Annotated in this window: 15 protein-coding genes; 8 read left to right on the forward strand and 7 right to left on the reverse strand. The window is 64.2% G+C overall.

Translation table 11 applies throughout. The features are described 5' to 3' along the window. Positions 1–36: 36 nt before the first annotated feature. The 3 genes from I6L32_RS00275 to I6L32_RS00285 form a co-directional block, all read right to left on the reverse strand. Complete coding sequence (locus I6L32_RS00275) at positions 37–3,792, reverse strand: AAA family ATPase (protein ID WP_109422229.1); 3,756 nt, start codon at positions 3,790–3,792, stop codon at positions 37–39. Then, complete coding sequence (locus I6L32_RS00280) at positions 3,789–5,015, reverse strand: exonuclease SbcCD subunit D C-terminal domain-containing protein (protein ID WP_043155829.1); 1,227 nt, start codon at positions 5,013–5,015, stop codon at positions 3,789–3,791. Before I6L32_RS00280 ends, I6L32_RS00275 begins: the two co-directional genes overlap by 4 nt. 110 nt (positions 5,016–5,125) lie before the next feature. Beyond that, the gene (locus I6L32_RS00285) at positions 5,126–5,554 is read right to left on the reverse strand and encodes a GNAT family N-acetyltransferase (RefSeq protein WP_010673565.1); all 429 of its coding nucleotides are present in this window, start codon (positions 5,552–5,554) and stop codon (positions 5,126–5,128) included. 179 nt (positions 5,555–5,733) lie between these two features. On the opposite strand from I6L32_RS00285, the gene rdgC reads away from it, so the two are divergent. Continuing rightward, positions 5,734–6,645, forward strand: coding sequence for a recombination-associated protein RdgC (rdgC, locus tag I6L32_RS00290; RefSeq protein ID WP_010673564.1), 912 nt, complete (start codon positions 5,734–5,736; stop codon positions 6,643–6,645). Positions 6,646–6,824: 179 nt separating this feature from the next. Here rdgC and I6L32_RS00295 read toward each other — a convergent pair whose 3' ends face one another. Then, positions 6,825–7,442, reverse strand: a complete 618-nt coding sequence (locus I6L32_RS00295; RefSeq protein WP_216944497.1) for an arylesterase — start codon at positions 7,440–7,442, stop codon at positions 6,825–6,827. 112 nt (positions 7,443–7,554) lie between these two features. On the opposite strand from I6L32_RS00295, the gene ggt reads away from it, so the two are divergent. Beyond that, on the forward strand, positions 7,555–9,336 hold the full coding sequence (ggt, locus tag I6L32_RS00300) for a gamma-glutamyltransferase (protein WP_216944498.1): 1,782 nt from the start codon (positions 7,555–7,557) through the stop codon (positions 9,334–9,336). Between the two features lie 374 nt (positions 9,337–9,710). Next, positions 9,711–11,342, forward strand: a complete 1,632-nt coding sequence (ybaL, locus tag I6L32_RS00305) for a YbaL family putative K(+) efflux transporter (RefSeq protein ID WP_109112435.1) — start codon at positions 9,711–9,713, stop codon at positions 11,340–11,342. Positions 11,343–11,439: 97 nt separating this feature from the next. Here ybaL and I6L32_RS00310 read toward each other — a convergent pair whose 3' ends face one another. Beyond that, positions 11,440–12,741 (reverse strand): sigma-54 dependent transcriptional regulator, encoded by a 1,302-nt coding sequence (locus I6L32_RS00310; protein ID WP_010673560.1) that lies wholly within the window; start codon positions 12,739–12,741, stop codon positions 11,440–11,442. 346 nt (positions 12,742–13,087) lie between these two features. Between I6L32_RS00310 and I6L32_RS00315 the strand changes: the two genes are divergently transcribed. The 5 genes from I6L32_RS00315 (at position 13,088) to I6L32_RS00335 (ending at position 17,472) form a co-directional block, all read left to right on the forward strand. Next, complete coding sequence (locus I6L32_RS00315) at positions 13,088–13,666, forward strand: hypothetical protein (RefSeq protein ID WP_223924172.1); 579 nt, start codon at positions 13,088–13,090, stop codon at positions 13,664–13,666. A gap of 187 nt (positions 13,667–13,853) precedes the next feature. Further along, positions 13,854–14,813 carry a hypothetical protein gene (locus I6L32_RS00320; RefSeq protein ID WP_216944499.1) on the forward strand — a complete coding sequence of 320 codons (960 nt, stop codon included), beginning with the start codon at positions 13,854–13,856 and terminating at the stop codon, positions 14,811–14,813. A 52-nt stretch (positions 14,814–14,865) separates the two neighbouring features. Beyond that, positions 14,866–15,543, forward strand: coding sequence for a C39 family peptidase (locus I6L32_RS00325; RefSeq protein WP_039039335.1), 678 nt, complete (start codon positions 14,866–14,868; stop codon positions 15,541–15,543). A gap of 7 nt (positions 15,544–15,550) precedes the next feature. Beyond that, entirely contained in the window at positions 15,551–16,210 is a 660-nt protein-coding gene (locus I6L32_RS00330) for a hypothetical protein (protein ID WP_069651683.1), read from the forward strand. A 62-nt stretch (positions 16,211–16,272) separates the two neighbouring features. Then, complete coding sequence (locus tag I6L32_RS00335; RefSeq protein WP_041213311.1) at positions 16,273–17,472, forward strand: transporter; 1,200 nt, start codon at positions 16,273–16,275, stop codon at positions 17,470–17,472. 100 nt (positions 17,473–17,572) lie between these two features. Here the strand turns inward: I6L32_RS00335 and I6L32_RS00340 are convergent, their stop codons facing one another. Further along, the gene (locus I6L32_RS00340) at positions 17,573–18,850 is read right to left on the reverse strand and encodes an FAD-binding oxidoreductase (RefSeq protein ID WP_103244474.1); all 1,278 of its coding nucleotides are present in this window, start codon (positions 18,848–18,850) and stop codon (positions 17,573–17,575) included. A 49-nt stretch (positions 18,851–18,899) separates the two neighbouring features. Further along, a complete protein-coding gene (puuR, locus tag I6L32_RS00345; RefSeq protein ID WP_029314011.1) occupies positions 18,900–19,508 on the reverse strand; it encodes an HTH-type transcriptional regulator PuuR in 609 nt (202 codons plus the stop codon). Positions 19,509–19,717 lie beyond the last annotated feature (209 nt).

Genomic DNA, 19,717 nt, shown 5'->3' on the forward strand with positions numbered 1-19,717 from the left:
CCTTTTTGTTCATGGAGGGCCATGGGCGACACGTCGTCAGCCGGGCAATACCACCCGGCTTTCGCCGCCACCGAGGGCCTCCACCCGCACCTGCACGCCGATCCGCTCCACCAGGGTCTGCACGTGGGAGATGACCCCGATCTGGCGACCGGCCGCCTGCAGGGAATCGAGGCTGGCAAGCGCCAGATCCAGGCTGTCGGGGTCGAGGGTGCCGAAGCCTTCGTCGATGAACAGCGATTCGACCTGGGTCTGGCGCGACGACAGGCTGGATAGGGCCAGCGCCAGCGCCAGCGACACCAGGAAGCTTTCACCGCCGGAGAGGGAATCCACCGAACGCACCTCATCCCCCATGTCGAGATCCACCACCTGCAGCGCCAGATCGGTGCCGGGCACCCGCTCCAGCCGATAGCGGGGGGAGAGCTCGGCGAGCTGGGCGTTGGCCTCCAGCAGCAGCCGCTCCAGGGTGAGGCTCTGGGCGAAGGTGCGCAGCTTGGCGCCGCTGGCCGAACCGATAAGGTCACAGAGGCGCTGCCAGTGATCCGCCACCGCCTGCTGGGCAGCCAGTTCCTCCTGCAAGGTGCCCGCTTTGAGGGCCGCCGCCTCGGCCTGGGCCAGCGTGCTCTTGCACTGGAACAACTGCTCGTCGAGAGCGCGGCAGTGCGCCTCCAGCGCCGTCAGCCGGCTGTCGAGCTCCGGCGGCGCCAACGCGGCCAGCTCGGGGTGATGCTCGCGGTAACGATCCCGCTTGCTCTCCTCCAGTGCCAGCGCCCGCTGCCGCTCGGTCAAACGGGTACGCGCCTCGGCGCGGGCATCCTCCAGCGCCTGCAAGGCGGCGCGGCGCCCCTTGAGCTCATCCGGGCTCATGGCCAGCAGGCGGCGCAGGTCATATTCGGCGATGCCGAGGCTGCTGGCGTGGGCAGCCCAGCGCCCCAGCACCTCCCGTCGCCGACGGCTGCTCACCTGCTTCTCCTGCTCCAGATGGCTGAGACGGGTCTTGAGCTCGGTCTGGCGCTCGCGCAGGGCGCGGGCCGCCCCCTGCATCGTCTCCAGCTCGCTCGCCAGCTGCTGCAGCCGCTGCTGCCAGCGGCTCTCGACCAAGGCAATCTCCTCGCCCCCCAGACAGGTGGCACGGCTGGTGACCAGCCCCTGCCGTTGCTGTTCGTGCTCCTTGTAGTCGCGCTCGAGCTTGTGCAGCAGCTCGCGCTGGGTCTGCAGGCGTGCCTCCTGGGCGCTCAGGGCCGGGGTGAGGCTGGCAATCTCGCCGGTCAGCCGCTCCCACTCGCTCTGGCCGTGCAGCCAGGCCTCGCAGGCCCGCTGCCACTCATGCCACTGCTGGCTGCCCAGCCACTGACGCCAGGGCTGGCCTCCCATCTGCTCGTCGAGCCGGCTGCCCCCCTGCTCAAGGCGCTGGCGCAGGGTCGTTTCCTGCTCGCCCATCCCCTTCACCTCCCCTTCCAGGGCGATGCGCTGGCGGTCGGCCTCCTGCCACTGCTGCTCGAACTGCTGGTGCTGGCTGGCCAGCTGACTCAGCTGCTGGCGCACGGCCTGCAACTGCTGCTGCCCCTGCTGGGCCTCGCGCAGTTGCTGCTGGCTGCGGACCAGCCCCTGCTCCAGACTCTGGCCGCGACCGAGCAGGGTACTCATCAATTCGTTCCACTCGATCGGGCTCTGACGTAGCGGCAACGGATGGCCCAGCAGCTCGGCACCGCCGAGCTGCTGCCAGCGCTGGGTCAGCTGCTCGGCGCGCGTCTCCAGCTCAGGTAGATGTTGCTGACGCACCGCCAGCTGGCGGGCCAGCTCCTGGCGTTCACTCTCGCACTGAATGTATTGGTGATTGAGCCGCTCCCACTCGAGCTCGAGGCTGCGGACGCGCTCCGCCAGCTGGCCGAGAATACCGGCCACCTGCGGCTGGCTCTGGTGATAGGGGTGCTCCTCGGCGCCGCAGAGCGGGCAAGGTTCACCGTCGCGCAGGATGTGGCGATGCTGCTCGAAACTGGCGATGGCGCGGGACTGCTCCAGCGCGTGGCGCGCCTCGTCCCGCTGCAGGGCGAGCCGCTCACGGGCCGGCGCCAGCTCGTCGCCGAGAATAGCCAGCTTGCCGAGCGCCTGCTCCAGCTGGGCGATCTCCTGCTGCAGGCGACCATGCTGCTCGCCGTGATTGCGGCCATAGTCCGCCAGCTCCAGCAGCTGGCGCAGCTGGCCCAGTTGTTCGCTCTGCTGCTGCCACTGCTCCTGCGCCTTGGCCAGGCGCCCCTCCCACTGCTGCTCCTGCAGCTCGTGCTGTTGCTGCTGCAGCCGCTCCTGCTCGCGCAGCCAGTAGTCGCGCTCCTGCTGCCCCTGCTCCAGCTGGTGCTGCAACTGCCTGAGGGCGCGCAGCTTGTGTTCGCGCAGGGTAAGGAGCTGCTGCAGCCTGTCGGCATCCTCGGCCCAATCCTGCATGGCGGTGAGCAGGGGCTGCCATTGGCGGGCGACCGGCGCCAGCTCCTTGTGCTCCTCGAGCCAGGCACCCCACTGCTGGTGCTGGCGCTTGAGCTGCTCCACCTGCTGACTCTGCTGGCGCCAGCCCTGCTCCAGGGTGAGCTGCACCTCCCGCTCCTGCGCCCCCTCCTGCTGGATCTTCTGCAGTTGCTGCTGCTTTTCCCGAATCCGGGTATCGAGCTCCTGCGCCCGTTTGAGTTCGGGCTGCAGGGCGCCCCACTCGCGCTCGGCGGCGATCTTCTCCGCCAGCAGTTGCTGTTCGGTGAGGGCGCTCTGCTGGGTCTGCTCCTCCAGCTTGCCAAGTTCGGGACCAAGCTCGGCCAGCGCCTTCTCCTGCTGCTGCACCTCCAGGGTGAGGCGAGCCAGCTCGTCGTGATCGGCGCGGGCCACCTGGGCCTGCTCGGCGCGGGCGAACTCCTCCCGCTCGGGGGCGGCCGCAGCGTGGGCCACCTCGGCCGCGGCAAGGGCCGCCTCTCCCTCCTGACAGGCCTGCAACTGGGCGGCGATGCGGCCGTTGAGATCGCGCAAGTCCTGCATCAGCTGCTGTTGCTGCTGCTCGTGCTTGAGGCTGGTGGCAAGGCTTATCTGCTGGCTCACCCACTGCTCGCGGGTCGCCTCGTCCATCAGCGCCACGTCACCGAGCCGCTGGCTGATGGCAGCCAGTTTCTGCTGCTCCTCCCGCGCCCGCTCATGGGTCTGGACCGAAATGGCGGAGTAGAGCTCGGTGCCAGTCATCCGTTCGAGCAGGGCCGAACGCTCATCGGCGCTCGATTTTAGGAAGGCGGCAAACTCCCCCTGCGGCAGGATGACGGCGCGGCGAAACTGCTCCCAGGAGAGCCCCACCAGCTCGTCGATGCGATCCTGCAGCTCCCGCTTGCTGCCACTGAACACCTGGCCCGACGCCACGTCGGTCAGGCTGCGCTCCTGGGCCTGAAAGCGCCCCTCGGCGCGGTTGCGGGCCCGGCGCACCGCCCAGCGGGCCAGCCAGATGCGGCCGTCACAGCCGCGAAACTGCACCTCGGCAAAACCGCTGGCGTGGCCGCGGCTGAGGATGCCGCGCACGTCGTTGGCCTTGAGCTTCTCCTCGTCATCCATGCGGCCCACTTCGGCGACATTCTTGCGATTGGCGATAAAGCGCGGCATCTCGTCGTAGAGCGCCAGACAGATGGCATCGAGCAGGGTGCTCTTGCCCGCGCCAGTATTGCCGGTGATGGCAAACAGGCCGGCAGCCCCCAGAGCGCCACCGGCAAAATCGATGGTGAATTGACCGGTCAGGCTGGCCAGATTCTCCCCTGACAGCGACAAGATTTTCATTGGCTGGACTCCTTCACCTGCTCCAGGATCTCTTCAAACGACGCCACCAGCTCGGCCTCCGGCTCCCCGTCGAACTGACGCTGATAGCAGAGGCGAAACACCTCGGTGGGGGAGAGCTCATCGAGCCTGCGCTGGCCGGCACCATCCGCCAGCCCCTGGCCCGAGCCCTGATAACTGGTCGTGATGCGGGCAAGGCGCACCGGCTTGTCGCCGATGGCGGCCAGCACGCGCTCGCGGATGCGGGCCTCGGGTTTGGGCAGCAGCAGCCGCACCTCGAGGAAGGGCTGCGCCTGCTGCGGGCAAGCGGGTAGCGCCAGCGCCTCGATGGCCTGGAGCGCCTCGTCAAGGCCGCTCTGGGGCAGCCGGATCATCTCCACCGCGCGGGGCACCGGGATCCGCTCAAGGCGGGCCAGTTTGCCCCTCTCAAACGTCACCTCCAGCACCTGATGGTTGTAATTCGCCTCGGCCAGCGAGAGCGGCAGCGGCGAGCCGCTGTAGTGCACCCCCTCGGCCGGACTCTGGGCCAGGTGCAGGTGACCCAGCGCCGTGTAGTCGGCGGCGGCAAACAGCTCGGCAGGCAAAGCGTGCTGGTTGCCGCCGAGCACCCGCCGCTCGGAGAGCTCGGAGAGCTGGCCCGCCGCCAGATAGGCGTGGCCCATGGCGATGAGGGCCTGATCCGGATGGCAGCGCGCCCGCCCCTCGCTCAGCACCGCCTCATAGACTTGGCGTACCCCTTCGATGAGTCTGTCCTGCCCCTCCCTGAGCCCGTCGGGGCGCAGATCGCTACTGCGCAGAAACGGCACGGCGGCGCACCAGGCGGCCACCTCGCCGTTCTTGCCTCGCAGCGGCACCAGCAGGCGCTCGGTCTCGAGGCGCCCCTCGTCGTCCCGGCTGATGCTGCCCACCAGATGGAGGTCGAAAGCGCGCAGCAGCTCGTGGGGGGCATCCAGCTTGGAGGGAGAGTCGTGGTTGCCGCCGATGAGCACCATCTCCAGTGCCGGGTGCTCGGCCCGCAGCCGTGCCAGGAAGCGGTAGAGCTGCTGCCAGGCACTGGCGGGAGGGTTGGCGGTGTCGAACAGATCGCCCGCCACCAGCAGGGCATCGATGTCGCGGGTCTTGATGGTGTCGGCCAACCAGTCGAGGAAGGCGTCGTGTTCGAAGCGGCGGTCGTGGCCGTGAAGCTGATGACCGAGGTGCCAGTCGGCGGTGTGCAGGATCTTCATGGAAAACGGCTCGATAAGGAGAAGAGAGCGGGGGCGAGGGCGCCCCGGGATGGAAACAAGATGAGGATGGAGCCCCCCGTTTTCAACCGGGGCAGCCCCAGACGTCAGATTCAGACGGCTTGGTAATGCATCTGGTACTGAAGATGACCGGTGAGGGGATCGGGCACCTCCCCCCCGATTTCAAAGCCGTGGCGGCGGTAGAAACGCACCGCAGGCTCGTTCTCCACGAAGACCCGGGTATGCAGCTCGGCACATCTGGATCTGGCTTCCTGCAACAGGGCGTGCCCCACCCCCCGCCCCTGCCTATCGGGGCGCACGAAGAGTGCAGCCAGGTAATCATCCACCAGCGCCATGAAGCCGAGCAGGTCCCCTCGCTCCTCGAACACCCAGATGCGGGCGTGATCGAGGTAGCGGGTACGCAGCTCCTCCTGAGCCTGCCACCAGCAGGAGGCATCGACGAAATCGTGGGCCTGCAGGGAGGCCAGGAGCCAGATTTCGACGATCTCTTCCATGTCTTCCGGCCGACTCTGTCTCAACATGGTCGCCTCCTTGTCAGCAATGTGAACACTCGCAGTCTAGGGGAGTTGGGCCCGCTCCCGGGGGATCAAGGTGGGGCCCTGTGAGGTCGATCGCCCTTTATTTAGCGAGAATGATTGGCTGATCACAAAGCGCCTCTCTAGTACAATGCCCGCCGGACAATCTAGAGACCGAGGACGCCATGTGGTTTAAAAACCTGCAGATTTACCGCTTTACCCGCCCCTTCGACCTGACCGTTGAGCAGCTGGAAACCCAGCTGGAAGCCTGCGCCTTCACCCCCTGCGGCAGCCAGGACATCTCCCGGTTCGGGTGGGTCAAGCCCCTTGGCAAATTCGGCTCCACCCTGACCCACGCCGCCTCTGGCCACATCCTGCTGTGCGCTCGCAAGGAAGAGAAGATGCTGCCCGGCACCGTGGTCAAGGAGATGCTGGCGGAGAAGGTAGAGGCCATTGAATTCGAACAGGGTCGCGCCCTCAAGAAGAAAGAAAAAGAAGCGCTGAAAGAGGAGATCATGCACACCCTGCTGCCCCGCGCCTTCAGCCGCACCAGCCAGACCTTCGCCTGGATAAACCCTGCCGACAACCTGATGGTGGTGGATGCAGGCTCCGCCAAGAAGGCGGACGATCTGCTGGCGCTCTTGCGCAAATCCATCGGCTCCCTGCCGGTAGTGCCGGTGGCCCTCAAGAACCCGCCCGAGATCACCATGACCGAGTGGCTCAATGAGGGCAACCTGCCCGCCGCCTTCACCCTGGAGGACGAAGCCGAGCTGCGCAGCGCCATGGAGCACGGCGGCATCATCCGCTGCAAGCAGCAGGATCTGATGAGCGAGGAGATCAAGAATCACCTGGCCAACGACAAGCTGGTGACCAAGCTGGCCCTCAACTGGGGCGAAACCCTGAGCTTCGTGCTGGGGGATGATCTCTCCATCAAGCGCCTCAAGTTCAGCGAAGAGCTGCGCGAGCAGAACGACGACGTCACCAGTGAAGATCCCGCCGCCCGCCTGGACGCCGACTTCGCCCTGGTCACCGCCGAGCTCTCCCAGTTCATCCCGGCCCTGTTTGCTGCCCTGGGCGGTGAAGAGCAGTCCATCTAAGCAAATTGGCTCAGCCTGATTGCAAAAAACCGCCTTCACGGCGGTTTTTTCATCTCCATCGGCATCATCGCCACGGGCTGGCCCCCTCCGGGGTAGCGCCGCCGCCCTCCCGCCGCGCAATCCCCTGAGCCCATTGATTGCGGCAGCATGGCGCACTGCCCCGGCAGCATGACATCTCGCTAGAGTGCCCCCCTTTCCTGCAACAGTCGATGAAGTCGCTGCGCCAGGGTGCGGTAACCCTCGGCATTGAAATGCACCGCATCGGACTTCAGGGCCGGGTCTCGCAGCAACTCACCGATGCTGTCGTTGTCCAGCACCAGCCCGTACTGCTCTGCCAGCTCCCCGTAGAGGGGAGCGCCATCGGCAAACAGGGATTTTCGGGGCACCCCGACAAGCAGGATCTGGGCCCCGCTCCCCTGCACCGCCTCTATCATGGCAGCGAGATTGGCCTTGAGGGCCGCCTCCCCGCTGCCACGCAGGATGTCGTTGCCCCCCTCCAGCAGGATGACCAGAGCGGGTCTGTGCCGGGCCAGCAACCCGGGCAGGCGGGCCCTGCCGGCCTGGCTCAGCTCTCCGGACACCCCGCCATTGACCACGGGATGGCCGCTCAGGGTCGCCAGCACGCTGGGGTAGCTTTGGGACGGGCTCACCCCGCGCCCCTCGGTCAGACTGTCCCCGAAGGCGAGCAGGGTCTCCCCCTGGGCCAGCGGTCTGAAGGTCGGCTCCCCGCAGGCCGCCAGCAACAGGCAGAGCAGCCCCGCCATGCAAGGTTTCGCCAGCGTCCCCCGGTGTGTCATGAGCGCCTCCTTGATAGTTTTGTAACCATATGAGTATTAAGACAAACTTTTAATCAAGCTCCAAGTGTGACACATTTCGGCAGGTGAACAAGAAACCGACAAGGAGCCTGTCATGTCCCTCAAACCCCTCGGCCTGCTGGTCGCCCTCGGCCTGCTTGGCGGCTGCGCCTCCCAGGATGGCTTTCACTATGTCCCTCCTCCCCAGACCCTGATCGCCCCGGAGGCGGCCAGCGGCTGGATTGACAAACCGGGCTGGCAGGGCCGTGACTTCATGGTGGCGGCGGCCAACCCGCTGGCAGTGGATGCGGGCTACCAGATCATCAAGGCGGGGGGCAGCGCCGTCGATGCAGCCATCGCCGTCCAGCTGGTGCTGACTCTGGTGGAGCCCCAATCCTCGGGTATCGGCGGCGGCTCCCTCATGCTGGTGTGGGACGGCAAGCAGGTGGCGGCGGTGGATGGCCGGGAGACAGCCCCCGCCGCTGCCACCGATCAGCTCTTCATGAAGGCGGGCAAACCCATGGCCTTCTATGAGGGGGTGGTGGGCGGGCGCTCCGTCGGCGCCCCCGGCACGGTACGTGCCCTGGCCCTGGCGCACGAGCGCTATGGCAAGCTGCCCTGGGCCACGCTGTTCGAACCCGCCATCACCCTCGCGGAACAAGGGTTCGTGATAAGCCCCCGCCTCGCCACCCTGCTGGCAAAAGATCCCTATCTGGCCGGGGATCCGGACGCCCGTGCCTACTTCTATCAGGCGGACGGCACTCCCAAGACGGCCGGTACCCGGCTCACCAACCCGGCCCTGGCCAGGGTGCTGCGTACCCTGGCAAGCGATGGCCCCGACGCCTTCTATCGCGGCCCGCTGGCCGAGGCCATGGTGGCCAAGGTGCACGCCCACCCGACCAACCCCGGGGTGCTGAGCGCCGCCGATCTCGCCAGCTACCGGGCCAAGCTGCGGGACGGGCTCTGCTTTGACTATCGCCAGAGCGAGATCTGCGGCTTCCCGACCCCCTCCTCCGGCACCATCGCCCTTGGCCAGATTTTCGGCATGCTGGAGAGCCGGGACATGGCCGCACTCAAACCGGTACAGGGGGAGCAGGGTCAACTGGCCGCCTCCAGCGAGGCCATTCACCTCTACAGCGAGGCTGCACGCCTCGCCTTCGCCGATCGCAACCAGTATGTGGCCGACGGCGACGTCGTCGACGTGCCGGTGACAGGCCTGCTGGACAAGGGCTATCTGGCGCAGCGGGGGCACCTTATCGGCAACCGCTCCATGGGCGTCGCCCAGCCCGGCAACCCGCCCCGGGCGCTGGCCAGGGGCCGGGACGCCACCCCGGAGCTGCCCTCCACCAGCCACATCTCCATCGTGGACAAGAGCGGCATGGCGGTGGCCATGACCAGCTCCATCGAGGATGGCTTCGGCTCGCGGCTGATGGTCAACGGCTACCTGCTGAACAACCAGCTCACCGACTTCTCCTTCACCTCGGTGGACGCCGCCGGCCTGCCGGTGGCCAATCGGGTGGAGCCCGGCAAGCGCCCCCGCTCCTCCATGTCGCCCCTGCTGGTGTTTGACAAGGCAAGCGGCGAGCTCGAGATGAACCTGGGCTCCCCGGGAGGCTCGGCCATCATCAACTACGTGGGCAAGGCGCTGCTCGGCACCCAGGATTGGGGGCTCGACCTGCAGCAGGCCATCAACCTGCCCAATTTCGGCAGTCGCAACGGCCCCACCGAGCTGGAGCAGGGGCGCACGCCCGACGCCGTGGTTCAGGGGCTCAAGGCCAGAGGGCACGAGGTCCTGCTTAACGAGCAGACCTCCGGGCTGCAGGGCGTCCAGCGCCATGCCGGCGGCTGGCTGGGAGCCGCAGACCCCAGACGTGAGGGGGTCGCCAGGGGAGAGTGATGCCCCTTCAGCACCCTCGTTCACCATGGAGGAGGCCAGCCTCCTCCATGCCGTGTGCTCATAGGTGTTCTCCCTTGCCTCCCAATATCATCATAGATTGATTATTTCTGCCAATTTTTCTTTAACCGCACACTCTTTTCACCCAATCGCAATGCATTAAAGATGCTTTTCATCAAAATCAACGAAAAAACTGGAACAGTGTTGCTCATGGCATATAAATGCATTACTTTTCAATAGAAACGGCATCTGTTGCCCTCAAGATTTCCCCTTGATACGGCCAACTTCTGTCTCTTTCGCCCCCTGCTCATTGACAGCTGCCCTCTTCGCCTTCGGGTGATCTGGTAGCCCCTGACTGCCATTAGCGAGGTGACGACATGGACCACTCACTCCCCCTTATCACCACCCTGGTAGGCGGCCTCGTGCTGGCCTACCTCTTCGGCATGCTGGCAAGCCGCCTGCGCATCTCCCCCATGGTGGGCTACCTCGCGGCCGGCGTGGTATGCGGCCCCTTTACGCCGGGCTATGTCGCCGACCTGCGGCTCGCCCCCGAGCTGGCCGAAATCGGCGTCATCCTGCTGATGTTTGGTGTCGGCCTGCACTTTTCCGTGAAAGACCTGCTGTCGGTGAAACACATCGCCATCCCGGGAGCCATCGTCCAGATAACCCTTGCGACCCTGCTCGGCCTTGGCCTCTCCCAACTGCTCGACTGGACCGTGACCGCCGGCCTGGTGTTTGGCCTGGCCCTCTCCACCGCCAGTACCGTGGTGCTGCTGCGCGCCCTGGAGAGCCGCGGCCAGCTCGACACCAACGAGGGACGCATCGCCATCGGCTGGCTCATCGTGGAGGATCTGGTGATGGTGCTGGCCCTGGTACTGCTCCCCATCCTCGCCAACCTGCAGCAAGGGGGCGAGGCACTGACCCCGGCCCAGGTGATGGCGGATATCGGCCTGACCCTGGCCAAGGTGGCTGCCTTCATCGCCCTGATGGTCATCGGCGGACGCCGCCTCATCCCCTGGCTGCTGGCCCGCACCGCCGCCACCGGCTCCCGCGAGCTGTTCACCCTGGCCGTCCTCTCCTGTTCTCTGGGCATCGCTTTTGGCGCCGTCAAGCTGTTTGGCGTCTCCTTTGCCCTCGGCGCCTTCTTCGCCGGCGTCGTGATGAACAGCTCCCATCTGAGCCACAAGGCGGCCAACGACACCCTGCCCCTGCAGGACGCCTTCGCCGTGCTCTTCTTCGTCTCCGTGGGCATGCTGTTCGACCCCGTCATCCTGCTGCGCGAGCCCCTGGCCGTGCTGGCCACCCTGTTCGTCATCGTGATCGGCAAATCCGTGGCCGCCTTCGCCATCGTGCGGCTCTTTGGCCACAGCCAGCGCACGGCGCTGACCATCTCCGCCAGCCTGGCACAGGTGGGGGAGTTCTCCTTCATCCTGATGGGTCTCGGAGTCATGCTCGAGCTGGTCCCCGGAGTCGCCCGTGATCTGGTGCTGGTCGGCGCCTGTTTCTCCATCGTGCTCAATCCGCTGGTCTTCAACCAGGCGGAGCGCTGGCTGAGGCGCCATCCCGATCCACGCACCGATGGGTCACCTCACCTCTGCCCCTTGCAGGGCCATGTGGTGGTAGTGGGCGCCGACGAGATAGGTCAGCACCTCATCCGGCAGTTGCATGAACAAGGCAGGGAGATAGTGGTGATCGACACCGACGAGCGACTGCTGGCCCCCTGGCGCGCCATGGGGATCACCTGTCTGGCGGGCCATCCCATCCAGCAGGATCTGCTGACGGCGGCGCTGCCCAACGCCAGCTGGCTGCTGATCACCCTGGATGACAGCCTGCTGGCCGGTGAGATAGCCATCAGGGCGCAGGAATACGGCGCCCTGATGCGCATCGCCGCCTGTGCCCACCAGCACGAGGAGGTGCATCATCTGCGCGTGCGCGGCGTGCATCAGGTGGTCAAGAGCGAGGAGGAGGCTGCGCGGCGACTCTGTCACCTGGCCATGGAGATGGCCTGAAGCTCATCGAAGTAACGAGTCCCCACGACGGGGCCAGACAAGCAGCCCGGGCCTGCTGCCCGGGCTTTTTGCATGACGGGGCGATACTGCCGTCCCCTCACAGCAGATCGTGCTTGTCCAGCAGGCGATAAAGGGTGGCCCGGGAGATATCGAGCGTGCGGGCCACCTCCTCGAGCTGATCGGGGAAGCGGGCCAGCGTCCGTTGCAAGGCCTGACGCTCCGCCGCTTCGCGCACCGCCTTGAGCGAGCCGTCGAGCAGCAGGCTGTCCATGTTGGTCAGCTCCATGTCATCGGCTTCGATGAAGGGGCCGCTGCACATGACCACCGCCCGCTGAACCCGGTTGCGCAACTCCCTCACATTCCCCGGCCAGCCATAGGACTGCATGGCCTGGCGCGCCTTGCGGGTGAAGCTGAGCACCCGCCCGCCCCGCACTTCCGCCAGAATGTCATCGGCAAGGAGCTGGATGTCTTCCGCCCGCTCGCACAAGGCCGGGGTGCGCAGGCGCACCACGTTGAGCCGGTAGTAGAGATCCATGCGAAATCCGCCGCTGGCCACCGCCTGCTCCACATCGATATTGGTGGCCGCGATGATCCGCACATCCACACGACGCGTCAGGTGGCTGCCCACCGCCTCTATGCACTGCTCCTGCAAGAAGCGCAGCAGGGTTGCCTGATCCTCCAGTGGCAACTCCCCTATCTCGTCGAGAAACAGGGTGCCGCCATCGGCGGCCTCTATCTTGCCTATCTTGTGGTGCTGTGCCCCGGTGAAGGCCCCCTTGACGTGGCCGAACAGCTCGGACTGGATGAGCTGATGGGGCATGGCCCCGCAATTGACCGCCACGAAAGGGCTCTCCTCCCCGAACGTGCTGTAGTGCAGCTCCCGGGCCACCAGCTCCTTGCCCGTGCCGCTCGGTCCCGTCACCAGTACGGGCAGGCGGCAATGCTGCAACCGCACGATCTGGTCGCGCAACTGGCGGATGGGGGCGCTCTCCCCCTGGATGAAACGAAGCTGGGGTTGCAGTCGGGGGCGGTGTCGCCGGATGAGGCGCGCCATCCCCAGGGCATGTCCCAGGCTGTGGGAGAGCCTGTCTCTGTCCAGGGGAAAGGTGTGAAAATCATGAAAACAGGCTGCCAGCAAATTGCGAAGGGCTTCGCTGGCGAGACAGTCCCGCTGGATGAGGCCGATCCACAAGGCGCCGGAGTGCTGCGCAATCAGGTTGTAGAGGGCTTCGTGCTGCTGATGCTCGATCACCACCAGCACCAGGGGATAGTCCTTTTCCTGCAGTTTTTTCTCTGCCACCACCAGGGAGCTTGCCTGCTCCACCTGCCACTCGCCTTGTTCCAGCAGGCTTTCCAGTACGGCACATGAATTGATGAGCAACAATGCCGTTTCTGTCATAGGGACAACTCCTTGTTATCGCCACTGCACGAAGGAGTCTGACGACTTGTCCAGATAACTCCCTTTATCATCAAATGGCGCCATTTAATATGGCCAGACGATGATAACTATAAACCATCCCGCCTTTAGATTGATGGCACCACAATATTGAGACAGCCAAATTATCCGTGAGAAAAAATAAATCCATTGATAAATAAGCGCTTACTTCACGACATAATATGTCGCTCTCAACATTGAGACGTAAAAACAATTATATCAAATAAAAAACAACTAAAAATCATATGGTTGTAAATTGGCATGGTCGTTGCTCTCTCCAATAAGCCCTCCTGGCATATGGAGACAGAACATGAAAATATATATTGCATTGGCAGCATTTCCTTTTCTGGCATTTGCCACCCCCTCAATGGCACAAAACCGGGTCGATCTCGGTGCTCAGGCATTGAGCAATATTCGTGGTTCCATGGGCGTCAATATGGTTGCCGGCAATAACAACCAACAAGGCAATCTTGCCGCCATCGCCATTTCGGGTCCGGCCGTCATTCAATTTGGTCAGCTGAATCAATCCACCACCAATCTGAACGGCAGCCAGAGCGTCGCCATCCTGGGCTCGGCCCTGAGCCAGAACCGGGGACTGGTCGGCATCAATCAGGGGGCGGGTGAGGGCAACCAGCAACTGAACGCCTTCGCCCTGTCCCTCGATGACAGCGGCCTGGGTGTCGTGACCGACATCAATCTCAGCTCCAGCGTCGCGAAGACCCCAGGGGGAAAGCCCCCCGCCAACACCACTACCAGCATCTATCTGGATGACACCGCCCTCACGGGCAGCAAGGGGGTCATTCAGGTGAACCAGGTCACGGGACAGGGAAACCAGTCAGTCAACATGGTTTCCCTGCCCCTGGCTGGCGCAGTAACGGCATCCCCATGATGCCGCAGGGATAGGAAGCCAGGCCCGGGGGTATCAGCCGATGGGCATATCTTCCGCTGAAAGTTCAATGGAGAGACTCATTATGCGTGGACTTATTTATAGCTCATTAGCCGCCGCGGTCATCATGGCCATGTCGGGCACTGCATCCGCCGATTACCGCGGTGACAGAGATGAGACAGGGGCAACCTTGACCAAGAAGGTCAAGGCAGAAGTCGATGTGGAATACGAAGGCAGGGTCAATGTCGGCGGCTACATCAACGTCAACAAACTCGGCATGGCCGTCGTGGACAACCAGCAGTCCAGTTCCATGATAGGCACCGCCAATACAAGAACGGAGAACACGAGCAAGATCGACGGCTCGTTCAAGGGTGCATCCGGTAACATCGGCGCCAACGTCGCAGCCGGTGACTCCAACGTACAGGGCAACAGCGCTTCCCTGGCCGCCTATGATGAGGTCGATGCCGAGTTCATCATGGGTCGTGGTCAACAACAACATGGCGCCCCTGGCGGATCGTCGGATGCCGAGGTCTTCTCCACCCAGAGCGCCAGCAACAACTGGACGACCAATCACGGCCATCAGAACAAGGCCGGTGTGGGCGATGGGGCCTTCAAGGATGCCGCAGGCAACATCGGGGTCAACGTGACCTCGGGCTCGGGTAACGTCCAGGCCAACAACATGGCAGCCTCCGTGTCCACCGGTAACATGGCCGTGGCCACCGTGGCCAACAGCCAGAGCGTCTCCAAGAACATGACCGAAAACCAAAGCCTGAGTGCAACCAAGACGGTTGACAAGGCGGGTGTGTTCCTCGGTCTCAAGGCTTGGGGCGATTACGAGGGGGGCGGTACCGGTCATGATGTCAAGAAAGGACATGACCACGACAATGACAACGACAGGTACGGCAACAACAACCCGAAAGATGATGGCAAGTTCGAGTTCAAGGAAGAGGGTGACATCAAGCTCAGTGGGTACGCCGTCGGGTATATTCCCGTGGTCAACACCTACACCAGCCGCGAAAACTTCAACCGGGCAACCATCGATGGCGGCGCCTTCAACGGTGCCGTGGGCAACATCGGGGTGAACGTCTCCTCGGGGACCAACAACCTGCAAGCGAACAATCTCTCGCTGGCCGCAGGGTTTGCCAAGTAAGTCGATGCGAGGGGGCCCAGTGCCCCCTTTTTCCCTGACACTGGAGGTCTGAATGCGCTGGCTGTTGCTGTTGCTGTGCTGTCCTGCCGTCTGGGCGGGCTCGGTGCCACTGGGGGAGCATCTCCCGGCGCTGGGGGATCTCAACAAACCGGTGCAGAGCATTCTGGAGCGTCGGTACGCCAACATCGAGCGCCAACATACGGATTTCAGCTGCGGGGCCGCCGCCGTCGCCACCATCTTGCGCTACGCCTACGGCCATGCAACCAATGAACGCTGGGTCATGGATGGCATGCTTGCCATGGCAGACCCGGAGCAGGTCAAGCACTACGGCTTCTCCATGCTCGACATGAAGCAGTACCTGCAAATGCTCGGCATGCGGGTCAGAGGGTATCGACTGGGCGATGAAAAACTGCGCCAGGTGAGGGTGCCCACCATCGTCCTGCTCAACATTCGCGGCTATCAGCACTTTGCCGTGCTGCGGGCCATCGATCGCCACGATCGCGTCTATCTGGCAGACCCGGCCCTCGGCAACCGGGTGATCACGTTCAAGGAGTTCAAGGAGAGCTGGAACGGCATCCTCCTCGCCGTCATCGGCGCGGGCTATCGTCCCGATGCCCCCCTTGCCAACCCCTCTCCCCCGCTCTCTGTCAGAGGCAAGGATGGGCTCTTCGCCCCGGTCAATGAAACATCCCTGCTGGAATTCGGTTTTCAGCACAAAGAGCTAATGTGAGGTCATCATGAATACCCGACCCGCCCTATGCCTCCTCTGCAGCCTGGGTGGCATCGCCTCTCCGCTGCTGGCAGCACCGGACCCGCTGGCCCATCTGTCAGACCACTTTGCGCCCGAACTGGCGGACGGGGAGCTGGCCCACCTGCGCGGCCGCTATGTCAGCAGCCATGGCATCAGCTACTTCGGCATCGAGTTCATCTCGTCACTGACCACGGCCCAGGCCCAGCAGACGGCGGCCATGAACCTGGCGCTGAGCATTGTGCAAAACAAACCCAAGCTGGATGTGCGCGTCAAGGATGAGGTCAAGCCCGCGGCCACGCCCGCCAAGGAGACCCAGGTGCAGGGGGCCGGGCTGGTGCAGGTCGTTCAACTGGAGGGGAGTGGCAACAGCTCGGTCAACCAGACCGGTATTGAACTGACCACCCCCACTATGACGGGACACCTGGTTCAGGCGGGCAGCTACGAGCATCAGGGCGATCTTGGCACCGCCACCTATCGGGTCTCAGGGAATTATGCCGGCTTGCAACTACACTCTTCCGACGGCCGGGTCCTGCTGGAGCAGAGCCTGCGCGGTACCGACTTCAGCCGGGGGCTGCTGCAGTTCAACAAGGTCAGAGGGGACGGTTTGCAGACGCTCAATCAGACCCGCATCTGGTTTTCGCGCTGAGCACCGGTGAGCCCGGGGGCTGAACCATCAGAAAGGATGATAAACAACAAGGACGTATCCCGATGAAACAGTCTCGCATGCTGTTGATTGCCCTCGCCCCCTTCGCCTGCTGGGGGGCCACGGCCGAGGAGGAGGCCCTGCAACAACAGCTGGATCTCCTGCGCCAGCAACTGATCCAGCAAAACCAGGCCCTTCATCAGCTCCAGGCTCGCCTGGAGGCCGTCAAGGCAGCCGGTGCCACGACGGCAACCGCCGGGGTCGGAGCCGGGGCCGCCGTCGCCTCCACCCAGCAGGACGCCTCACGGCGCACGCCGGAGGTCGGCCGCAGTACCGAAGACCTGATGATCGAACAGCACAATGTGTTCGACCGCGCCCTGACCGTCGATGTGGGCCTCTCCTATCAGCACTACAACCGCAAGGATCTCGCCCTGCGCGGCTTCCTCGCCCTGGACGCCATCTTCCTTGGCGAAATCAACCTGGATCGGGTGCGCTCCGATCAGTGGACGGCGGATGTCATCACCCGCTACACCCTCAACGATCGCTGGCAACTGGAGCTGGCCCTCCCCTACATGTTCCGCAACACCAACTACCAGAGCACCGGCAAGGAGAACTCCAGCCGCGACTTCGAGGAGCAGAGCGTCAGCGATGGCGGTCTGGGGGATCTCAGCCTCGCCATCTACTACAGGGTCATGGCCGAGAGCGAGGATTGGCCGGATCTGGTGTGGAACTTCCGGGCCAAGGCGCCGACCGGCAAGGATCCTTACGGCATCGAGATCAACACCTCGGAATCGGGCAACCTGGTGACCCCCAAGGAGCTCGCCACCGGCAACGGGCTCTGGCAGCTCTCCACCGGCTTCTCCCTGGTCAAGACCATGGATCCCGCCATCCTGTTTGCCAGCCTCAACTATGGTCACAGCCTCAAGCAGGACTTTGACGATATCTCCTACCAGCCCGGCAACCAGCCCGGCAGCATCCAGCTGGGGGACTGGTATGAATATGGCCTGGGGGTCGCATTCGCCCTCAACGAACGCTTCAGCCTCTCCTTCAACATCAACCAGCGCGTCACCATGGAGTCCGAGCAGGGGTCCGAAGGCTTTGCCATGGAGAAGGTCACCGGCTCCGATGCCAACGCCGCCAGCTTTGGCATGGGGTCGACCTGGGCCATTACCGACAACCTCTCCATGGCGGTCAACTGGTCTGCCGGGCTCACCACGGACGCACCGGACTACACCATCGGGATCCGCTTCCCCTACCGCTTCTAGCCCCGTCAGGACCCCGGCAGGTTGACGACAAAAAAACGAGGGAGGCATAACGCCTCCCTCTTCTTGTTGCCGCCAGCCAGCCTGGCGGGCCACCTTGTCATCACACCCCCAGGCGATCGCGCAGGGTGTACCAGGCGGCGCCGGCGGCGGTGAAGGGGATGCGCAGCAGGCGGCCACCCGGGAAGGGGTAGTGCGGCAGCCTGGCGAACGCATCGAAGCGCTCCGCCTGACCGCTCAGCACCTCGGAGAGCAGCTTGCCCGCCAGATGGGTACAGGTGACGCCGTGGCCGCTGTAGCCCTGCATGTAGTAGATGTTGTGACCGATGCGGCCAAACTGCGGCAGGCGCGACAGGGTGAGCAGGAAGTTGCCGGTCCAGGTGTACTCCACCTTGACGTCGGCCAGCTGCGGGAAAGTCTTGAGCATCTTGGGGATGATCAGCCGCTCGATGTCCGCCGGATCCCGCGCCCCGTAGACCACGCCGCCGCCATAGATGAGCCGGTGATCGCCGGAGGTGCGGTAGTAGTCGAGCAGGTAGTTGCAATCCTCCAGGCAGTAGTTTTGCGGCAGCAGTGAGCGGGCCCGCTCCTCCCCCAGCACCTCGGTGGCGATCACCTGAGTGCCGCAGGGCATGCTCTTGCCGGCGAGCTCGGGCACCAGGTTGCCGAGATAGGCGTTGCCGGCCACCACGATAAAGCGTGCCTTCACCGCCCCTTTGGCGGTCTTGACCAACGCCGGTTGACCCGGAGTAATGCTGGTGACGGCGGACTGCTCGAAGATAAGCCCCCCCTGCATGCGGATGGCTTCCGCCTCCCCCAGCGCCAGGTTGAGGGGATGGATATGGCCGCCGCTCTTGTCCAGCAGGGCGCCGACGTAACGATCGCTCGCGACCACCTCGCGCACCCCGTCGGCATCGAGCAGCTCCAGCTGGTCGTTGCCCCACTTCTCCCAGCGCGCCTTCTGCGCCTTGAGCTCGTGCAGCTGCTTCTCGGTCTCGGCGGCAAAGACGCCCCCCTCCTGCAGATCGCACTGGATGTTGTAGCGCTTGATCCGCTCGCGGATGATCTGGCCCCCCTCAAACAGCATGGAGCCGAGCAGCCTGGCCTGATCCGGCGGGCAGTTCGCTTCGATGGTGTCGATGTCGCGGCTGTAGGAGTTGACGATCTGGCCGCCGTTGCGGCCGCTGGCGCCAAAGCCGACTCGCGCGGCCTCCAGCACCACCACCTTGTACCCCTTCTCCACCAGATGCAGCGCACTGGAGAGGCCGGTATACCCCGCCCCGATGACGCAGACGTCGCACTCCAGCTGCTCGGTGAGCGTGGGATAGGGCGCGTGTTTGTTGGCACTGGCTGCGTAGTAACTCTTTACATGTTCGGTCATGATCCCTGTTTCCTTACCGGTTCGTTTCCAACACAACGGGTTGTTCACATTAAAAGCTGGCCGGGGTGTGAGCGCTGACGATGCGGCAGACCTGCCCCGAGGGATTGCTGAAACTGTGGGGCTCGCCGGTGTCGATGACATAGCTGTCCCCGGCGCACAGTTCATAGGTCTGGCCGGCCAGGGTCAGCAGCACCGACCCTTCCAGCACGGTGCCCACCTCCTCCCCCTGATGCTTCACCACGCCGCCGGTGTCGGTGCCGGGGGCATAGGTCTCCAGCATGAAGCCGAGCTGGCGCCGATTGTTGCCGTTGTGCACCAGCTTCATGGAGACTCCCTGGCTGCCGAGCTCGATGAGCTGCTCCGCCTTGATCACCACGCTGGGCGTGCTCGCCACCTCCTCTTCGGCGAAGAAGCGCGACAACGGCAGCTCGTAGACGCTCAGCAGCTTTTGCAGGGAGGCCACCGAGGGGCTCACCTTGTTCTGCTCTATCATGCAGATGGCGCCGTGGGTCAGGCCGCTCAGCTCCGCCACCCGGCGCTGGGAGAGCCCGAGCTCCCTGCGGATCCGGGCAAGCCGCTCCCCCATGTTTCTCTCGTGCTCCGCCAGGGGGTTGTCCGTCATGGTCCGCCACCGGACCTCGCCACGGGATTGCTCCATCGCCCATCTCCTTCCATGATCATTCGAATACCTGGTGCAGCCTGGTCAATATAGTGAGTCAGGCACGTCAGCCCCGTTCACTATCCTGCACAACCCAGAGCGTTCATTATTTTGCACACCCTGCGCAATGAAAACCGCTACAATCGCGCTCACAGCCCCATTTCTAGCATGTGACGCCCCGTCCACTCAAATATATTTAACACTTGAAA

Source organism: Aeromonas sp. FDAARGOS 1402, from assembly GCF_019046925.1.
In the GTDB taxonomy this organism is placed as follows: Bacteria; Pseudomonadota; Gammaproteobacteria; order Enterobacterales; family Aeromonadaceae; genus Aeromonas; species Aeromonas caviae.